This window comes from Formosa sp. S-31 (assembly GCF_051172795.1).
In the GTDB taxonomy this organism is placed as follows: Bacteria; Bacteroidota; Bacteroidia; order Flavobacteriales; family Flavobacteriaceae; genus Formosa.
Genome location: NZ_JAENDK010000004.1, coordinates 159,141 through 178,142 on the forward strand (window position 1 = coordinate 159,141; position 19,002 = coordinate 178,142).

Genomic DNA, 19,002 nt, shown 5'->3' on the forward strand with positions numbered 1-19,002 from the left:
TTATGGTCGAAGCTTTTTTGTTAGATCTAAATATTTGATTTATTTGTTTTTATGTGAACAACGGGTTCAGTCTAAAAAAATCATAAAGCTTTAATAAATAAAGGGTGAGAGTTGAAATTTGATTAATTTTGCAGCATTATGCAAGAATTACAACTTTCAGATTGGTTGCCTACCACGAATAAAGAGGTGAAGATACGCGGATGGGAAGAACTCGATGTTATCCTGTTTAGCGGCGATGCTTATGTAGATCATCCAACATTTGGTACAGCCGTAATTGGACGTACTTTAGAAAGCTATGGTTTAAAAGTCGCTATAGTGCCACAACCTAATGTTAATGATAATCTTCAGGATTTCGTTAAGTTAGGAAAACCTCGATTGTTTTTCGGGGTTACCGGAGGTTGTATGGATCCTATGATTAGTAACTACAACGCGAATAAAAAGCGCCGGGATAAGGATGCGTATACACCAAATGGCGATATAGGTTTTCGCCCAGATTATGCCACAACTGTATATTCTAATATATTAAAAGAGAAATGGCCGGATGTTCCGGTTTTAATAGGTGGTATTGAAGCGTCTTTACGTCGTGTAACGCATTACGATTACTGGAGCGATAAATTAATGCCTTCCATTTTAGAGTCTTCTAAAGCCGATATGCTGGTGTATGGAATGGGGGAACAGCCACTTCGTGAAATCGTGCGTTTGTTATTAAAAGGCGTGCCTTTTAGTAGTTTAAATACCATAAGTCAGACCGCGGTTTTTGTACATGCTAACGATACTATTCCTAAAAACAGTAATTGGGAAGATGTAGAAATTGCTTCGCATGAAACTTGTCTGAAGGATAAAAAAGCCTATGCATCTAACTTTAAAGTCATAGAGCAGGAGAGTAATAAACTGGCTGCAAGACGTATTTTTCAGAAGGTTGGAACTAAAACTTTAATGATTAATCCGCCGTATCCTACTATGACAGAAGAGGAAATTGATGCCTCTTTCGATTTGCCATATACCCGATTGCCACACCCCAAATACAATAAGCGCGGACCAATTCCTGCTTTCGAAATGATAAAGTTCTCGATTAACATCCACCGCGGATGTTTTGGAGGTTGCAGTTTCTGTACCATTTCGGCACATCAGGGTAAGTTTATAGCGTCTCGTAGTCAGGAATCTATTTTAAAAGAAGTCGATACTGTGGCTAATATGCCTGACTTTAAAGGATACTTGTCTGATATTGGTGGACCTAGTGCGAATATGTACAAAATGAAGGGTAAAATACAGTCTATATGCGATAAGTGTGTGGCGCCTTCATGTATCTCACCGGTAATTTGTAGTAATCTGGATACGTCACACAAGCCGTTAACCGAATTATATCAGGCGGTAGATAGTCATCCTAAAGTAAAGAAGTCGTTTATAGGTAGTGGAATTCGTCATGATATGCTGGTGCCGGAATTCAATAAGAATGCCGATCCAAAGGAACTTGATGCTTACACCGAAGAGGTAATGACCAAGCATGTTTCTGGCCGATTAAAAGTTGCGCCTGAGCACACCAGTGATCCGGTATTGAAATTGATGCGTAAACCGTCTTTTAGTTACTTTCACAAGTTTAAAGAACGTTTCGATAAGATAAATGCAAAGAACAAACTAAAGTTACAACTGATTCCGTATTTTATTTCAAACCACCCGGCGTGTGAAGCTGAAGACATGGCAAATCTGGCTGCTGAGACCAAAGATATGGGCTTTCAGTTGGAGCAGGTTCAGGGATTTACGCCAACACCTATGACGGTGGCTACGGTAATTTATTACAGTGGCTATCACCCTTATACTTTGAAGAAAGTGAGAACGCCAAAAACCAGAAAAGAAAAGGACGAACAACATCGTTTCTTCTTTTGGTATAAGGATGAAAATAAAGCCTGGATAAAAAATACTTTAAATAAGTTAGGCAGACAGGATTTATTAAAAGTACTGCTTCCGGAAAATGATTCCTGGCGTAAAAATAAACCGGGCAAACCAAAGCATACGTTTAACGATGCCGTACCATTTAATCAGCGTAAAAATAAAGCGAAGTTTAAATCTAAGAATAAGAGTAAAAAACGATAAATAAAAAAAGCGATTCAAAATAATGAATCGCTTTTTTATGTTTTAATGGGCCTCCAGCCAGTTGTGTCCGGTGTCTATTTCCACTACAAGCGGGACATCCAGCACGTAAGCATTTTCCATTTCGGTTTTTATAATGTCTTTAATGGTTTCCAGTTCTGGTTTGTAAACATCGAATACTAATTCATCGTGTACCTGTAAAAGCATTTTGGTTTTAAACTTGCCTTCGGTTAGTTTTTTGTGAATATTAATCATGGCTAGTTTGATAATATCAGCAGCACTACCTTGAATTGGAGCATTAACAGCATTTCGTTCTGCAGCACCGCGTACTACTGCATTTCTGGAGTTGATATCCTTTAAGTATCTGCGACGACCTAAAACGGTTTGTACATAGCCGTGATCTCGTGCATAGTCTACTTGTTCACTGATATAATTTCTTAGTTTTGGATAAGTCTTGTAATAAGTGTCTATAAGCTCTTTGGCTTCAGTACGCGATAAGTCGGTTTGATTACTTAAACCAAATGCCGACACCCCGTAAACGATTCCAAAATTAACCGTTTTGGCATTACTACGTTGTTCCCGAGTTACCTCTTCAATTGGTACGTTAAAGACTTTTGCCGCAGTAGAGGCATGAATATCTTCTCCATGTTTAAAAGCATCAATCATGGTTTCTTCCTTGCTTAGTGCAGCGATAATGCGAAGTTCTATCTGAGAATAATCGGCAGCCAGTAGCGTGTAATCCTCGTTTCTTGGGATAAAGGCTTTCCTAACCTGACGTCCGCGCTCCGTTCTGATTGGTATATTTTGAAGGTTCGGGTTATTGCTACTTAAGCGTCCGGTTGCAGCAACAGTTTGCATGTAGTCTGTATGCACACGACCTGTAGAAGGTTCTACCTGTAGCGGTAAAGCGTCTACATAGGTGCTTTTTAGTTTTGTAAGACCGCGATAGTCCAGAATATGCTGAATAATGTCATGGTCTTTTGCAAGGTAAGACAGGATGTCTTCGGAAGTAGCGTACTGCCCCGTTTTGGTTTTCTTAGGTTTGTCAACCAGTTTAAGCTTGTCAAATAATATATCTCCCAGTTGCTTTGGAGATGCAATGTTGAATTCTTCTCCGGCAAGACTGAATATTTTATCCTGAAGTAATGCAATATCGTTATTTAAAGCTTCTGCGAGTTCGTTTAAAAACGGAATATCCAGATTTATACCTTCCAGTTCCATATCTCCCAGAACTCGTAGTAGTGGAATTTCAATATCGTCAAATAATTGTTGGGTGTTGGCCTGTCCCAGTTCGTTTTCAAAATGCTCTTTAAGCTGCAGGGTAATATCAGCATCTTCTACAGCATATTCCGTTTGTTTGTCTACCGGAACCTGACGCATGGAAAGCTGATTTTTTCCTTTTTTGCCTATTAAAGTTTCTATGGAAATTGGGGTGTAGTTTAAATAGGTTTCGGCCAGCACATCCATATTGTGACGCATATCCGGGTTAATAAGGTAATGCGCTAACATAGTATCGAACAATTTGCCTCTAACTGTAATATTGTATTTGCTTAATACCTTAATGTCGTATTTTAAATTCTGACCGATTTTTTGAATTTCCTCAGATTCGAAAAACGGACGCAAATGCTCTATTAAGGTCTGAGCTTCTGTTTTATCTTCAGGAAATGGCAGATAGAATCCTTTGCCGGTCTCCCAGGAAAAGGCAATCCCAACTAATTCTGCAGTAATCGGGTTCAGGCCTGTTGTTTCGGTATCGAAACATACGCTAGATTGTTTCATTAAGTTATTAATGAACAGTTTGGTTGCCAAAGGTGTCGTAACGCTTTGATAAAAGTGACTGGTGTTTTCTGCCGTTTTTCGCTCGTTGGAACTGGTAGTGCTATCGCTTGAATTGTTCTCATCCCCTCCGCCAAATAACGAGAATTGACCCGCACCTGCAGTAGATGTTGGTTTAGAAGTTGTCGTGGCGGCAGGTTCTATTTTCTCTGCAGATTCAGCGGTAAAGGTTTTTATGAAATTGTCTATAAGACGTCTGAATTCCAGCTCCTGAAAAATGGTTTTTACAGCTTCGGTGTCTGGTTGCGACATTTCAAAATCTTCTTCGTGAAATTCAACCGGAACATCCAGCATGATACGCGCCAGTTTTTTAGATAATAAGCCAAGCTCTTTGTTGGCTTCAACTTTTTCTTTCATTTTACCTTTTAGCTGATCGGTGTTTTCTAAAAGACCTTCCATACTTCCAAATTCTTTTATGAATTTTTTGGCTGTTTTTTCACCCACGCCTGGAAGTCCGGGAATATTATCGGCCGAATCTCCCATCATACCTAAAAAGTCAATTACCTGTTCTGGACGTTCTACTTCAAATTTTGCTTTTACTTCGTCTAGTCCCCAGGTTTCATAACCGCCTCCAAACGATTTAGGACGGTACATAAATACGTTTTCGGTTACTAATTGTGCAAAATCTTTATCTGGTGTAACCATAAACGTTTGGTAGCCTGCTTTTTCAGCTTGTACAGAAAGTGTGCCTATAATATCATCAGCTTCAAAACCAGCTTTTTCTATAATTGGAATATGCATGGCTTTTAAAATCTCGCAAATGTAAGGAACGGCAATTTTAATAGCTTCCGGAGTTTCGTCGCGATTGGCTTTATAAGCTTCAAACATTTCTGTGCGTTCTGCGCTTCCGCCTTTATCAAAGCATACTGCTAAATGGTCTGGACGTTCGCGTTTAATAACATCTAATAATGAATTGGTAAAACCTAAAATGGCCGAGGTGTCTAGTCCTTTAGAATTGATTCTCGGATTTTTTATAAAGGCATAATATCCGCGAAAAATGAGTGCATAGGCATCAACAAGAAATAGACGTTTTTTTTCTGACATGTTTTTTAGTTTGAAGGAATGTCAAAACTACGAAAAATGATTGTTAATGGGAATTAAAAAGGTGGTGTCTTATGGTGTTTTGATTTCTGTTTTCTGTAGTGTTTAAATCAAATGTTTCATCAATTTTAAGCGGTTTAGGCTTTAATGTGTATTTTTAGCAGCAGTTACTTAATTATATTCAGACTTATGGAGCTTGTGAACTGGCGTGATAAAAAAAAGATGGAAATGCGAGAACGTATTTTGTATTCGTCTTTAAAACTGTTTTCGGAAAAAGGTTTAGAGAATACGTCTATTAGTGATATAGTGGAAGCCAGTGAAATAGGCCGTGGTACGTTTTACAATTATTTTAAAACGTCTATGGAAGTGTTTTGTGAAATTTTAGAGGGGTTGAATGCAGAAATTGATTTAAAGATTAAAGAAGCGCAACAGGGCGTAACCGATGTGTATCAGTTTTTATACGTGTCGTTTAAAGCGTATTTCGATCTGGTAAGTACAGAAGATATGGTGCTGTTTCATATGCACAATCAAAATAAGATTAGAACGCTTTCCTACAGTAGTAACAGTATAATAAATGTGGTGAATAACCTAAAGGAAGAGATTAAGAAATTTCATCATATTTCATTCTCAGATCCTGAGTTTTATAAAATGTTTAGTCTGGTTGCTATTTCTTCGGCATCGGAACTGTTTATTTGTTTGCATCTGGGGTATTTCGATACGTCTAAAGAAAAGATGGCACATTTTTTAGCAGAACTTTTCGCTAGTGGATTAGAAGGATTTAGTGGTTCACCAAAGCAATTATAGTATGAATAATCAATATCAGGAGCTGTTCGATAGTCAAAAGGAGAATCAGTATGCCTTAGGTAATAGTACTTTTCGGGAGCGCATAGAAAAACTCGAAAAATTAAAACAGGCTTTAGAACATGGGTATAAACAGCAGATTCGGGAAGCGTTATATAAAGATTTTAAAAAGCCGCATTTAGAAACCGATTTAACAGAAATCTATCCCGTTATTAGCGAGATTAAATTTGTAAAGCAGCGTTTAAAAGGCTGGTTAAAACCGCAGAAAGTAAAATCACCATTGGTTCTTGTCGGGAGTTCGTCGTATTATGTGTACGAACCTAAAGGTGTGTGTTTAATTATTTCGCCCTGGAATTTTCCACTGAATTTAACTTTTGGGCCATTGGTTTCGGCTTTGGCAGCAGGTAATACAGTAATTTTAAAACCTTCGGAATTAACGCCGCATATTGCTCGTGTTATGGAGGATATTATTACGTCTATATTTAAACCGAATGAAGTAAAAGTAGTGCAGGGAGCGGTAGCAGAAACTACTGCTTTATTGCAATTGCCTTTTAATCATATCTTTTTTACCGGCTCACCACAAATTGGTAAACTGGTCATGCAGGCTGCTGCGAAGCATCTTACTTCGGTGACTCTGGAGTTGGGAGGGAAATCGCCAACTATAGTTGATAAGTCGGCTGATCTAAAAGAGGCAGCCAAACGAATTGCCTGGGGGAAATTTGTAAATAGCGGACAAATATGTGTGTCGCCAGATTATGTTTTTGTTCATGAAGCAATAAAAGCTGATTTTATTAAAGAAATGAAATTAGTTGTTTCTGAGTTTTACGGTGCTAATGCCGAAACATCAGCTTCGTATGGGCGAATTGTTAATGCGAAACATACAGGGAGACTACAGAAGCATATTCAGAATGCTAAAGATTTGCAGGGAACAGTAGAACTTGGTGGTCACTTTAATGCTGATGAAAACTATATTTCACCCACAGTAATTTCTAATTTGCCGGAAGAGGCGACCTTGCTTCAGGAGGAAATATTCGGGCCTGTGTTGCCATTAAAAGTATTTAAGGAAATATCTGAAGTTGTATCCTATATAAACAGTAAACCACGCCCTCTGGCTTTATATATTTACAGTAAAAATAAATCCCAGATTAAATATATTTCGGCCAATACAAGGGCAGGAAGCATGTGTGTTAATACCAATGTATTACAATACAGTAATCATAACCTGCCGTTTGGCGGAGTGAATAATAGCGGTATAGGAAAAGCTCATGGTTTGTTTGGTTTTCAGGAGTTTTCCAATAGAAAATCGGTATTAAAACAATTTACAAGAGGGAGTATAGAATTGTTATTCCCGCCGTATACCGATTTAAAACAAAAACTGGTTGATTTAACTTTGAAATGGTTTTAACTAATTTTTAGGTGTTTTACTCATTTCAAAAATTAATTCACCGCCTTGTACAATATCGTTATGATTTAAGGTAAAGTCGGATATTGTCTTGCCGTTAAATTTAACTTTAGATACGTAAATGTGATTTTTACTCTGTCTCTTAGCTATGATTTTTAAAGTATTACCATTCTCAAAATGAATTTCAGCAGCTTTTACTAAGGGGCTGCCCAAAGCATAATCTGGGGATCCTGGTAATACGGGATAAAAGCCCAGACTGCTAAAAATATACCAGGCACTCATTTGTCCGGCATCATCATTGCCGCAAAGGCCTTCGACTGTTGGACCGTACATAGTAGATAGAATATGTCTAACACGTTCCTGTGTTTTATACGGTTTGTCTGTCCAGTTGTATAAGTAAGGAACATGATGCGAAGGTTCGTTACCGTGAACATAATTACCAATAATGCCGTCTCGGGTAATATCTTCGTTTTTTTCAATGTATTTATCATCCAGTGTCATGGTGAACAAAGAGTCTAAATGTTTGGAAAATTCAGCCTTGCTGCCACGTAAGCGAATCATATCTTCAATATTGTGTGGTACATACAGACTGTAGTTCCATGCATTGCCTTCTATAAATCCTTGTCCGTGTGTGTCCAGTGGATCGAATTCTTTTTTAAAGGAACCGTTGGAAAGTTTTGGTCGCATAAATCCCGTAGTGCTGTCGAATACATTTTTATATGCAGTAGAGCGGTTTAAATACGTGTTTTTTGTGTTTTCGTCTTGAAGCTGTGCCGCCATTTGCGCAATACACCAGTCGTTATAGGCGTATTCTAAAGTTTTAGAAACCGAAGAACCACTTTGGTCTTCAGGGATATAGTTATACTGTTTGTAATGGCCTATGCCATCAAAGTAATCTACATTAGCTGTATTGGTAGCAGCTGTTAATGCTTCTTCTTTATTGAAATCACCAACCTGTTTTGCCATGGCGTCTGCAATTACCGAAGTGGCGTGGTACCCTATCATACACCAGTTTTCATTGGCATAATGACTCCATATAGGAAGCATGTTGTGAACGCTTTGGTCGTGATGGGATAACATCGATTTAATCATGTCGTTATTACGTTCCGGTTGAATAAGATTGAATAAGGGGTGAAGTGCCCGGTAGGTGTCCCAAAGTGAAAATATAGTGTAATTCGTGAACCCGTCTGAACTGTGTATGTTTTGGTCTAATCCACGATATTGTCCGTCTGTGTCTTCGTAAAGAATCGGGCTTAACATGGTATGGTAAAGGGCTGTGTAAAATGTGGTTTTATCGGCTTCGGTAATGGTTTCAACTGTAATTTTAGAGAGTTCTTTTTCCCATTTGGTTTCGGTGTGCTTTTTAGTCTTGTCGAAATCCCAATGCGGAATTTCAGTTTCCATATTCCGTAAGGCCCCTGCAGTACTCACAGAGGAAAGTGCAAACTTAATCTGGATTTTTTCTGAGTCTTCCGTGTCGAAATTAAAAAAGGCTCTTAAATTATGTCCGGCCATTTCAGGAAAGTTTTCAAATTCGTTAAACTTTCGGTAAAAGCCATTATATTTTATCTGGTCGTATTTTTTATGCCCGTAACTTTTAAAGGGTTTCGAGAATTTCATAGCGAAAAATACTTTTCGGTCTCTTGCCCAGCCATTCGTTTGTCTGTAGCCAGTAATAGTGGAGTCGTTTTCAACGCGAATGGACGTCCACACGTTTTTGCCATCGTAATTGTAAATATTGTAAACCAGATCCAGGATTATGTGCGCGTTATTTGTTTTTGGGAAGGTGTATTGATGAAAACCAACACGTTCGCTGGCAGTAAGTTCTGCTGTAATGTTGTGGCTGTCTAATTGTACTTTGTAATATCCAGGTGTTGCAGTTTCCTTATCATGAGAAAATGAAGAATAGAAACCGGTGTTGTTTTCCTTATCCGGTAGCGGATTTAAAACCAATGCGCCTGTAGTAGGCATAATAAGAAAGTCTCCCAGGTCTGAGTGGCCAGTACCGCTAAAATTGGTATGCGAAAAACCTATAATGGTAGTGTCTTTATGTTGGTAGCCTGCACAGTACTCGTAAGTAGCAGCGTTGTATGTTTCATCTTTAAACAAGGGTTGAAAATTGGTTTGCGGACTAAGCTGCACCATGCCAAACGGTGCTGTGGCTCCCGGAAATGTGTGACCCATTTTACTGGTGCCTATAAAAGGGTTGACATAGCTTGTAAGTTGTGCTGAGCTTGTAATCTGTTTTGTTTGAGAAGATGATGAGGTAATAAGTGATAAAATACAGAAAAAGGCAAATACGTGTTTTTGCATTGCAATGCGGTTTGTTGGAGATTAGTTATTAAAACAATGAGTTAAAATTACATAATTGTAACGTAGTAAAAGAATTGCAATGTAAGCTTTAACACAATAATAAGACAGATTGCGAAGGTAATTATTAATTTTACCTGTTAATTCTATTCTATGTTACGCTGGATTATATTTTTTATTATTTATATTTTACTGGATTGGTATGCTTTTCAGTCGGTTAAATCGGTGACGAAAAAGACTTGGTTATACTGGTTATTCTGGGCTGCAAGTATATTGGTACTTGGTAATTTTGTTTATCAGTTAGCATTTAATCCAAGTAACATGAAGGTGCTTACTCATGCTAAAAGTTATGCCTTTGGGATGTTGATAGCCTTAATGGTTCCTAAGCTCGTTTTGCTTTTTATTTTGTTCTCCGAAGATATATTCAGAATTCCTCAAGCTGTTTATAGCTATTTCACTAAAGAAAAAGATACGGCAGAACATATGCCATCCCGTAGGAGCTTTGTAAGTAAAGTGGCATTGGCGTTGGCGGCGATTCCATTTAGCGGATTAATTTACGGAATGGTGCAGGGGAGGTATAACTTCAGAGTTTTAAAATACACTTTGAGTTTTGATGATTTGCCAGATGCTTTTGATGGGTATAAAATTACTCAGATTAGTGATATTCATAGTGGAAGTTTCGATGATAGAGATAAAATAAACTATGCGATAGACCTTATTAACGAGCAGGAATCCGATGCTATTTTGTTTACCGGTGATATGGTGAATAACGTGGCTACTGAAATGTTACCTTGGAAATCTACTTTTACTAAACTTAAGGCTAAAGATGGGAAGTTCTCGGTGTTAGGGAATCATGATTACGGCGATTATGTAGAGTGGAATTCCGAGGACGAAAAAGCTCAGAATTTAAACGATTTAAAAGCGCTACAAAAGGAAATAGGTTTCGATTTACTTTTAAATGAAAGTCGATATCTGGAGAAAAACGGATCGCGTATTGCTCTTGTTGGGGTAGAAAACTGGGGGAGAGGTCATTTTAAAAAAGCAGGCGATTTAAAGCAGGCTGTTTCTCAGGTTCACGCAGATGATTTTAAAATTTTAATGAGCCATGATCCGTCGCATTGGGAAGACCAAGTGATAGATGATGATTACCATTATCATTTAACCTTAAGCGGACATACTCATGGAATGCAGTTTGGTATAGAAATTCCCGGTTGGGTTAAGTGGAGTCCAATAAAATGGAGGTATAAATACTGGGCTGGGATTTATAAAGAAAAAGGGCAGTATATTAATGTAAATCGTGGATTTGGGTATCTTGGATATCCGGGACGCGTTGGTATCTGGCCTGAAATTACCGTTATAGAGCTTAAAAAGAACGCTGAATTGTCATAATTTTCTTATAATGTTATTTTTATTATAGAATTATGTACTTTTATAATACGTAACATGAGTTTAAGCCTGAATTGCGATAAATCTTTAATCGGATAAGGCAGGTTTATTGAAGCAAAATGCACTCAGAAAACAGAAGATATGTCAAAATTTGGGGAATTAATAGATGTTAATATTCCGGTGTTATTAAATTTCTTCACCGAATGGAACGAGCAATCCAGTGCCATGCATCCGGTTTTGAGAGATGTTGCCGCAGCGCTTGGCGATAAAGCTAAAGTTATTAAAATTGACGTAGATAAAAATAAAGAGCTTGCCGAGGCACTTCGCGTAAAAGGTCTGCCTACTTTAATTATTTATAAGGACGGCGAAATGAAATGGCGCCAGAGTGGCGAACAGGATGCTAATACTCTTATTGGAATAGTGCAAAAGTATATTTGATTTAAAGCGAGATAGCTTTAAACTGAAAGCCCAGTTTACTAAAGTGCTCTAAAACTCTGGGTAGTGCATATTGCATGTTTTTGGCTGCTTTATAGCTGTCGTGAAACACGATAATATCTCCGTCTTTAGCGTTTTTTATTACATTATTCAAGCATTCTTCTCCGTTTAAATGCTTTTCCCAGTCATAAGCGATAATACTCCACATTATTATACTGTAACCTTGTTTTTTTAAGATGTTAGCCTGACTGGTTTTTATTTTGCCATAAGGAGGTCTGAATAGTTTAGAAGGGAGTATCGAAGCAGCTAGTTCTACATTTTTGATGTAGGTTTCAGTTTCGGTTTTCCAACCTTTTAAATGATTGTAGGTGTGATTGCCTATGGCATGGCCTTGAGCCTGTACCTGAGTTAATATTTCCGAATACTTTCTAACATTATCTCCTATGCAAAAAAAAGTGGCTTTGGCTTTATAGGTATCAAGGGTTTTTAAAACCCAGGGGGTGATTTCCGGGTTTGGACCATCGTCGAAAGTTAAATATAATGTTTTATTATGCGATAAAGGCATATCCCAAATGTAATTTGGAAATATGCCTTTTATAAATTTTGGTAGTTTAACTGGAATTAACATCATAACTTTATTCAATTGGCACTATAGGATCGTCCAGAGTGCTATCAGGTCCTGATATGATATCTTTAGGTTGCTGAGGTACTTCTGAAGGTCTTTCGGTGTAGAAATGCTCAAATAACTTTAAGTTGTTTGTAAATGTGTTCATTTCCTGATCTGCAAAATCGTCATCGTACTGAAGTAGAACATCAACAATGGCTTTATAACGTTCTATGTTTGTAATAATATCTTCTGCATATTCGTACTGTTTTTCTATAGATACGGTACTGTAATAGGCCAAGTACTCCTGGTATTTAGCTGAAACATCCTTAAACAGTTTTCTGGCTTTATCTTTAGCGCCTACTTCGTAATACCCACTTATATAAGGTTCAAGAAGCGTATAATATCCAAAGTAGTCTACCGGCATGTTTTTCATTGCAATATCGGCTACATCTTCGGCTTTGTCTAATTTCTTTTCGTTAATGAGCTGTTCCATTAAGCGCGCCAGATTACCGCGGTAAGAAATTGCATTTTTACGTGTTTCCGGGTCGTGGTAGATGTCCGGACTTCCGCTGTTACCCCAATACCAGTTTTTAACTTTTTCGTACATCAGATCGCTGTCTACGCGGCCCATATCAAATGGGTTATTTCTGTTTATTGGTGTTTGTATTGGTACCAGTTTATAACACATACCATCTAATTGCAGATAGTCTTTCATCCATAAATAATCATCGTCTCCAAAACTACCTCCGGTGAAATAGATTGGGCGTTCCCAATTGTTATTGGCTACAATGTCCAGCATCAGGAGTCTGTTTTTGTATAAAGCATTATCCTTGATTTTAACATTGATTTCTGATACAATTTTATCGGCATCCTTTGGTTGTACAATACCATTGTTTAATACGGTTTCCTTGTTTACCGGGATGCTTATGTTTTCTACGGGGAAGTAGTTCGAGTTTAGGAATTGTGTAGGGTAGTAGCTCGGATCTTCGCCATTCATCTGTAACCAGTATTTAAATTTGGTTTTAGGATTATCGCTACTAACAAAATTCATGAATTCTTGGATGGTCATAGTGTCTCTTGATACTAAACCTAATCGTTTCATGGTAAAATCGCGTGTACCGTATCTGTATTGTTCGTGTTTAAGTTGAGACGGAATAGGATCGCTCTCGTAGGCTTTGCGTTTCATCTGATCTATATACCAGTCGGTCTGGAATAGGCTGGTATTAACTATTCGAACATCGGTTCTGTAGCCTTCGATTTCCTGAGCATACCAAAGAGCAAAGGTGTCGTTGTCTCCAATAGTAAATAAAATAGCGTTTTCGGCACAGGAGTCCAGATACATTTTGGCCATGGACTGTGCTGTGTATTTTCCAGAACGGTCATGGTCGTCCCAGTTGTTTGCGGCCATAATGCCAGGTACTAAAACAAGACAGGCTAAAGTTAAGGCCGGTGCCAGTAATGGCGTTTTAATGTATTTTTTTAGTGTTTCAAAAAGGGCGTAAACGCCGAAACCAATCCAGAGAGCAAACACATAAAAGGATCCTACAACAGAGTAGTCGCGTTCTCTTGGTTCAAAAGGTCTAACGTTGGTGTAAACCTGAATGGCAACACCTGTAAACAGGAAGAATACCAGTAAGACCCAAAATCGTTTTTTGTCTGTGTTAAACAGATAAAACAATCCGATTAGTCCTAAAATCAGAGGCAGGAAATAATAGGTGTTTCTTGCTTTGTTATTTTTTACATCGCTAGGTAAATTGGTTTGAGGAAGTCCTAAGTGCCATTCGTCTATAAAATTGATACCACTTAACCAGTTGCCATGATTATCGTATTTTCCTTGAATATCGTCTTGTCTTCCAACATAATTCCACATAAAGTAGCGCCAGTACATATAACCCAGTTGAAATTGGAACATGTACATAAGGTTGCTGGTAAAAGAGGGTTTTTCAATGTCTATATATTGCCCGAATTGTTTTAAAAACGTGTTATAATCCTGATAATCTACCTGACCCTGGGCAACATCATTTTTAAAATCGCTTACCGCTTTTCTTAACTGGTTTTCCATCTGGTAATCCGGTTTTAATTTGAAATTCAAATAACCGGTGAAAAGCATGTAGTTTTCGGCATGTTCGGTACTCCACATTCGCGGAAGTATAGAAGCTTGTTTGGAGTTGTAATTTTGCTTGGCGCGTTTGTAGTCGTTTACAATAACATATTTTCCTAAAGCTTCATCTTTTTCGTAATTAGGTTTATCGTCTATATACGGATTGTTTTCGTCCAGTCCTGCATACTGATCTGTAAACTGCGGCCCGTAAAACAAATGGGTTTCCGGGTATTGTTCCAGATTATAATATGCAAGAAGCTCGCGGGCATCAGAGGGGTTGTTTTCATTTATTACCACATTGGCATTGGCACGAATGGGCAGCATCATCCAGGAGGAAAACCCTATAAAGATAAAAAGTAAACATAAAGCCAAAGTGTTTAAATGAACGTATCCTTTTTCTCTGGTGTATTTTAATGCAAAGTAGAACGCTGCAATTAAAAGTATGGCTGCTATTATAGTTCCTGAATTAAATGGTAAGCCAAAAGAATTCACAAAAAAGATTTCCGATGCACTGAAAAATTTCAGGGCATTAGGTAATAATAATTTAAATATGAATAATAAGATGGCTACGGCTACAGTATTAGCAATAATGAAGTTTTTAACTGTAACTGTTTTGTAATGTTTAAAGAAGTAAACCAAACCAATGGCTGGAATGGTTAAAAGTCCCATGAAGTGTACCCCAAAGGATAAACCAATTAAAAAGGCAATTAAAACAAGCCATCGGTTCCCTCTTGGAGTGTCCATGTCCTGTTCCCAACGCAGTCCCAACCAGAACATAACCGACATGATTAAAGTGGCCATGGCGTATACTTCGGTCTCAACCGCATTAAACCAGAATGAATCAGTAAAAGTAAATGCTAAACTTCCTACAAGACCACTTCCAAGTATGGCCATAGCACTGGGTTTGGTTAATGCCTGATCTTTTATAATAAGTTTTTTTAATAGAAGTGTAATAGTCCAGAACATAAATAAGATGGTAAATGCACTCGATACCGCACTCATTAAATTCAACATGACTCCAATTTGTGAAGGACTAAAAGCGAACATGGAGAAAAAAGCACCCAGCATCTGAAATAAAGGGGCTCCAGGTGGGTGACCTACCTGTAATTTCGATGAGGTTAAAATATATTCTCCGGCATCCCAAAAACTAACTGTAGGTTCTACAGTTAAGCTGTAAGTTAATAAGGCAATTGCAAAAGTTATCCAGCCCAGAATGGTATTCCACTTTTTAAAGTTGAATTGTGTCATGAAAATCGTAGTTTATATGGTAGGCGAATTTAATAATAAATATGTAACAGTGAAGGCTTTTTAGATAAGCTTAATATTTTTTGAAATTTTTTTTCAAAAAAAGTTTGTGAATATGGAAAGTTGTTCTAAATTTGCACCCGCATTGAGCTATTGGCCTATGGTGTAATTGGCAACACGTCTGGTTTTGGTCCAGAAGAGTCTAGGTTCGAGCCCTAGTAGGCCAACAAGCAAATTTAAAGCCCTAACATTTATGTTAGGGCTTTTTTTATGCCTTCATTTAGCCTGCTTGGCTTAGATTTAGCTGCATAAGGTGTTTTTTTCTTTTTTAATTGCGTTCTTCTGTGCATTTTCTTGAAAAACATGATTTTTAATAATTTCCTTCTATATGTATATTGGTGTGTATGCAGGTTTTGTTATATAGAAATGCTTTGTTTCTTGGTGTTATTTATTGCTAATAATCGTTTAAAATACGTTGATTTTGATTAATCGGTTAAAACGCTATATTTGCAGTCCTTAACCATTAAAAAATAATAATATTATGAGTAAAAAACTTACCGTTCTGGTAATGTTCTTCGCGTTACCATTAATGATGTTTGCGAAAAAAGTTGAAATTTCAGCTAGTCCAGCTGATGCCGAAATCTGGCTAAACGGAAAAAAAGTAGGTATTGGTGCTATTGAAATTGACATTAAGAAAAACGATTGTGTAAACATTCAAATTGTACGCGAAGGTTATCTAACTTTAATTAAAGAGTATTGTAATCAAAAAGGTATGCCTAAAATACCTAACACCGATCATTTACAATTGAAGAATGATGAGTCTTATGAGGCGTCTTCTAAAAGTGATATTGCAAATGTAGATGTGGTATTAAAGCCTAAAAAAGGTGATGTGTCTGATAACTGGAAAAGCGCTATTAGAAGTATTACAGACTATTTTGATGCTTTAGAAGTGAGTGATTCTGATGTGAAATACTTAAGAAGTGCCTGGGTGGTAGATAATTTTGCAGGTTATGTTGTAAGAACTCGTGTTATCTTTAGATTGACAAATGAAAGTCCGCAAGAATTTAAATTAAAAATCGTTACTGAACGTGCGTCAAGTAATGCAAGTAGTAAGCATGACGAGCGTTTCGATGAGTGGGACCGTGTTTTAAAGAAGTATAATACCTTATTAGAAGAAGTGTCTTCTAAAATTTATGCGTATTAAGACATAGTTTAATAGAGAATTTTTAAGAAATGCCTTCAAGAGTTTAAAAGCTTTTTGAAGGCATTTTTTATGGGTTAGAGTTAGTGTGATTTTTAGTATGAGTTTCGTTTTGTGGTGATTATGTTTTATTTTAGAGGGAGTTATTTTGTAAATAAATTATATCATGAAAAAAATAATACTAATTTTTCTTGTTTTGTGCGGAATTCAGCTTTCTGCTCAGACAGCCGAACTGGAGGCGTTTAAGGATATGTTTAATTCTGAAAAGAAAATAGCCTTAGGTGAATTTCTCGATTTGGATGCTACTCAGGCCATGGTGTTCTGGGAAATTTATGATGATTATTCAGAAGAACGGAAAGAGGTGGCTAATCAAAGAATGGCGCTTTTAAAAGAATATGTGGCAGAATATAATGGCATAACAAACGATCAGGCTGATGATATTGTAGAGGAATCATTTTCTATACGAGCGAAGAGTGATAAAATTCAGAAAAAGTATTACAAAAAGATAAAAAAGGAGTTAGGGGCTGTTACGGCATCTAAGTTTGTTCAGTTTGAACGTTATGTGCAAACCTCTATCGATGTGCAGTTGCAATCGGCACTTCCTTTAATTGGGCAGTAGGTGTTGAGAATAATATTGAAATCATACAAGTCTGATTTATCAGGCTTTTTTTATGTCTAAAATTTAGCTGATGTGCTTTGGTATTCAGTCTGTTAAAAGTAAAATTGTAGGATTATTGGTTAAGATTTATTTTAATTGTCGAACAATTGTGCGGTTTAACTAATTTGTTCAAAGTGTATGTATAAGAATTGTATTTTTAATAGGCCTTAAAGTTCTGCTATGGAATGCTTTAGCCTGCTTCCTAAATCATTTTCTTATGGATCAAATTTTACGATACAGATTTCAGCGACGTTCTAAGAATCACTACGATTGGTTGTTAAACATTATAAAGTCTGAGAAGTATTTTCAGGCCGAAGGTATGATTGTTTCAGATAAAAGAAGAGAACGTAATTAGTTTAAGTAGAAGTTAGGTATTTTTTAGATATAAAAAGCGCCTTAATGCTATGTGTTAAGGCGCTTTTGTGTCTTCGTAACTTAAATTTTGAAAGTCAAAATCGGACGTTTAGCGTGGTTAACCACGTCTTCGCTGATGCTGCCATTTAAAAAGTGGGCTATACCTTGTCTGCCATGAGTGCTGATACCAATGACGTCGGCGTTAATTTTGTAAGCGAAATTAAGGATGCCTTTTTCTACACTTTCGTCGTTGTAAATGTTTACTGTGTAATTTTTAAAGTTTGTGTCTTTTACAAAAGCATTCATGCGATTGTTGGCCTCGTTAGTTGTTAAAAAGTTGTTTGGCGTATTAACCAAAAGCAAGTGAATTTTAGAGTCGAATAACTCGGCGAATTTAATGGCTTGCTTGTAGGTTTCTTTGTGGTCCAGTTTAAAATCGGAAGCGAAAACCAGGTCGTTTACCTGGAAGTCTTCGTCTGAGCTTTTAATCACTAAAACCGGAATGTGTGAAGTACGCACTACTTTTTCTGCGTTCGATCCTATAAACATTTCTTTAAAACCGGTAGCGCCATGAGAACCCATAATAATCAGGTCTATGTCAAGTTCTTTGCAGGTTGAGCTTATGCCTTCAAAAGTGCTGTTGGTTTTAACAATGTCGTGAACTTTAATGCCTTCGAAAAAGTCCCTTTCTAGAAGTTTTTCGAAGCGTTGTCCGGCCAGTTTCATAAAAAACATAGCTTCAGGCAATGCACTGTATGAGGAGTTTACGGCGTCTAATTGTGGGATAGGTAATTCTATCATGTGTAGCAGATGGATTTCGCAGTCGAATTTTCTTGCAAATTGAGCTGCAATTTTAGCAGCATAAAGTGCTTCGTCGGAGAAATCAGTTGGGACTAAAATACGTTTCATGATTGTAAGTTTAAAGGTTCTATTAGTACTGTAAATTTACGGAGAAAATTTGGTATTTGAAAGCTTGTGATTATCAATAAAAAAGTTGTATATTTGCCCCGTTGTAAGAAAAAAGAAAATGCGAGGGGACAGGGTCCCCTCTTTTTATACTAAAAAATGTTTAGAACAACTGTAGAGAATTTATTGGAAAACGCCTTAAGCGATCGAAGCGATTTGTTTTTGATTAGTTTAACTATTTCTGGTGATAATGCCATAAAAGTTATAATTGATGGAGATCAGGGTGTGAATGTTGATGATTGTGTGTTTGTAAGCAGAGCGATTGAACATAATCTGGATAGAGAAGAACAGGATTTTTCTCTGGAGGTTATGTCGGCCGGAGCAGCGTCTCCGTTAACGCATACGCGACAATATGTTAAGAATATAGGTAGAACCCTTGAAGTGAAAACTGAAAAGGAAACTATAGAGGCAGTATTGACGGATGCGACTGATGAAGAAATAGTGTTAGAATGGAAGGCGAGAGAGCCAAAGCCGGTAGGTAAAGGCAAGGTTACAGTTCAAAAAAAGGCTAACATTCCTTATAGCGATATAGTAGAAGCAAAAGTGTTGATTAAATTTTAATTCAAGTGAG

The 19,002-nt window shown here is 37.3% G+C and carries 14 protein-coding genes and 1 tRNA gene; 10 read left to right on the forward strand and 5 right to left on the reverse strand.

The window, feature by feature from the left end:
- The first annotated feature begins 138 nt into the window (after nucleotides 1–138).
- Nucleotides 139–2,091, forward strand: a complete 1,953-nt coding sequence (locus I3217_RS06445; RefSeq protein WP_435048933.1) for a YgiQ family radical SAM protein — start codon at nucleotides 139–141, stop codon at nucleotides 2,089–2,091.
- A gap of 42 nt (nucleotides 2,092–2,133) precedes the next feature.
- Here the strand turns inward: I3217_RS06445 and polA are convergent, their stop codons facing one another.
- Entirely contained in the window at nucleotides 2,134–4,968 is a 2,835-nt protein-coding gene (gene polA, locus I3217_RS06450; RefSeq protein ID WP_435048934.1) for a DNA polymerase I, read from the reverse strand.
- Nucleotides 4,969–5,193: 225 nt separating this feature from the next.
- Here polA and I3217_RS06455 point away from each other — a divergent pair, with 225 nt between their 5' ends.
- Complete coding sequence (locus I3217_RS06455) at nucleotides 5,194–5,769, forward strand: TetR/AcrR family transcriptional regulator (RefSeq protein WP_435048935.1); 576 nt, start codon at nucleotides 5,194–5,196, stop codon at nucleotides 5,767–5,769.
- A gap of 1 nt (nucleotide 5,770) precedes the next feature.
- The gene (locus I3217_RS06460; protein ID WP_435048936.1) at nucleotides 5,771–7,171 is read left to right on the forward strand and encodes an aldehyde dehydrogenase family protein; all 1,401 of its coding nucleotides are present in this window, start codon (nucleotides 5,771–5,773) and stop codon (nucleotides 7,169–7,171) included.
- On the opposite strand, the gene I3217_RS06465 is transcribed toward I3217_RS06460, so the two are convergent.
- The gene (locus I3217_RS06465) at nucleotides 7,172–9,481 is read right to left on the reverse strand and encodes a GH92 family glycosyl hydrolase (protein WP_435048937.1); all 2,310 of its coding nucleotides are present in this window, start codon (nucleotides 9,479–9,481) and stop codon (nucleotides 7,172–7,174) included.
- Nucleotides 9,482–9,631: 150 nt separating this feature from the next.
- Between I3217_RS06465 and I3217_RS06470 the strand changes: the two genes are divergently transcribed.
- Nucleotides 9,632–10,867, forward strand: a complete 1,236-nt coding sequence (locus tag I3217_RS06470) for a metallophosphoesterase (protein WP_435048938.1) — start codon at nucleotides 9,632–9,634, stop codon at nucleotides 10,865–10,867.
- 105 nt (nucleotides 10,868–10,972) lie between these two features.
- Nucleotides 10,973–11,302, forward strand: a complete 330-nt coding sequence (locus I3217_RS06475; RefSeq protein ID WP_435049139.1) for a thioredoxin family protein — start codon at nucleotides 10,973–10,975, stop codon at nucleotides 11,300–11,302.
- A gap of 1 nt (nucleotide 11,303) precedes the next feature.
- Here I3217_RS06475 and I3217_RS06480 read toward each other — a convergent pair whose 3' ends face one another.
- Entirely contained in the window at nucleotides 11,304–11,930 is a 627-nt protein-coding gene (locus I3217_RS06480) for a polysaccharide deacetylase family protein (RefSeq protein ID WP_435048939.1), read from the reverse strand.
- A gap of 4 nt (nucleotides 11,931–11,934) precedes the next feature.
- Nucleotides 11,935–15,255, reverse strand: coding sequence for a glycosyltransferase family 117 protein (locus I3217_RS06485; RefSeq protein ID WP_435048940.1), 3,321 nt, complete (start codon nucleotides 15,253–15,255; stop codon nucleotides 11,935–11,937).
- 151 nt (nucleotides 15,256–15,406) lie between these two features.
- Here I3217_RS06485 and I3217_RS06490 point away from each other — a divergent pair.
- The 4 genes from I3217_RS06490 (at nucleotide 15,407) to I3217_RS06505 (ending at nucleotide 17,466) form a co-directional block, all read left to right on the forward strand.
- Nucleotides 15,407–15,479, forward strand: a tRNA-Gln gene (locus tag I3217_RS06490).
- Between the two features lie 314 nt (nucleotides 15,480–15,793).
- Nucleotides 15,794–16,456: a hypothetical protein gene (locus I3217_RS06495; protein ID WP_435048941.1), complete on the forward strand. Its 663-nt coding sequence runs from the start codon at nucleotides 15,794–15,796 to the stop codon at nucleotides 16,454–16,456.
- Between the two features lie 163 nt (nucleotides 16,457–16,619).
- A complete protein-coding gene (locus I3217_RS06500; protein ID WP_435048942.1) occupies nucleotides 16,620–17,072 on the forward strand; it encodes a hypothetical protein in 453 nt (150 codons plus the stop codon).
- A gap of 256 nt (nucleotides 17,073–17,328) precedes the next feature.
- Nucleotides 17,329–17,466, forward strand: a complete 138-nt coding sequence (locus I3217_RS06505; protein ID WP_435048943.1) for a hypothetical protein — start codon at nucleotides 17,329–17,331, stop codon at nucleotides 17,464–17,466.
- 80 nt (nucleotides 17,467–17,546) lie between these two features.
- Here I3217_RS06505 and I3217_RS06510 read toward each other — a convergent pair whose 3' ends face one another.
- Complete coding sequence (locus tag I3217_RS06510) at nucleotides 17,547–18,374, reverse strand: universal stress protein (protein WP_435048944.1); 828 nt, start codon at nucleotides 18,372–18,374, stop codon at nucleotides 17,547–17,549.
- 156 nt (nucleotides 18,375–18,530) lie between these two features.
- Between I3217_RS06510 and rimP the strand changes: the two genes are divergently transcribed.
- The gene (gene rimP, locus I3217_RS06515) at nucleotides 18,531–18,992 is read left to right on the forward strand and encodes a ribosome assembly cofactor RimP (protein WP_435048945.1); all 462 of its coding nucleotides are present in this window, start codon (nucleotides 18,531–18,533) and stop codon (nucleotides 18,990–18,992) included.
- Nucleotides 18,993–19,002: the final 10 nt, after the last annotated feature.

Excerpts from the sequence above, each read along its gene's own strand:
- I3217_RS06445 (WP_435048933.1), top strand. The coding sequence starts at position 139 with ATGCAAGAATTACAACTTTCAGATTGGTTGCCTACCACGAATAAAGAG.
- polA (WP_435048934.1), bottom strand. The coding sequence starts at position 4,968 with ATGTCAGAAAAAAAACGTCTATTTCTTGTTGATGCCTATGCACTCATT.
- I3217_RS06455 (WP_435048935.1), top strand. The coding sequence starts at position 5,194 with ATGCGAGAACGTATTTTGTATTCGTCTTTAAAACTGTTTTCGGAAAAA.
- I3217_RS06460 (WP_435048936.1), top strand. The coding sequence starts at position 5,771 with ATGAATAATCAATATCAGGAGCTGTTCGATAGTCAAAAGGAGAATCAG.
- I3217_RS06465 (WP_435048937.1), bottom strand. The coding sequence starts at position 9,481 with ATGCAAAAACACGTATTTGCCTTTTTCTGTATTTTATCACTTATTACC.
- I3217_RS06470 (WP_435048938.1), top strand. The coding sequence starts at position 9,632 with ATGTTACGCTGGATTATATTTTTTATTATTTATATTTTACTGGATTGG.
- I3217_RS06480 (WP_435048939.1), bottom strand. The coding sequence starts at position 11,930 with ATGATGTTAATTCCAGTTAAACTACCAAAATTTATAAAAGGCATATTT.
- I3217_RS06485 (WP_435048940.1), bottom strand. The coding sequence starts at position 15,255 with ATGACACAATTCAACTTTAAAAAGTGGAATACCATTCTGGGCTGGATA.
- I3217_RS06495 (WP_435048941.1), top strand. The coding sequence starts at position 15,794 with ATGAGTAAAAAACTTACCGTTCTGGTAATGTTCTTCGCGTTACCATTA.
- I3217_RS06500 (WP_435048942.1), top strand. The coding sequence starts at position 16,620 with ATGAAAAAAATAATACTAATTTTTCTTGTTTTGTGCGGAATTCAGCTT.
- I3217_RS06505 (WP_435048943.1), top strand. The coding sequence starts at position 17,329 with ATGGATCAAATTTTACGATACAGATTTCAGCGACGTTCTAAGAATCAC.
- I3217_RS06510 (WP_435048944.1), bottom strand. The coding sequence starts at position 18,374 with ATGAAACGTATTTTAGTCCCAACTGATTTCTCCGACGAAGCACTTTAT.
- rimP (WP_435048945.1), top strand. The coding sequence starts at position 18,531 with ATGTTTAGAACAACTGTAGAGAATTTATTGGAAAACGCCTTAAGCGAT.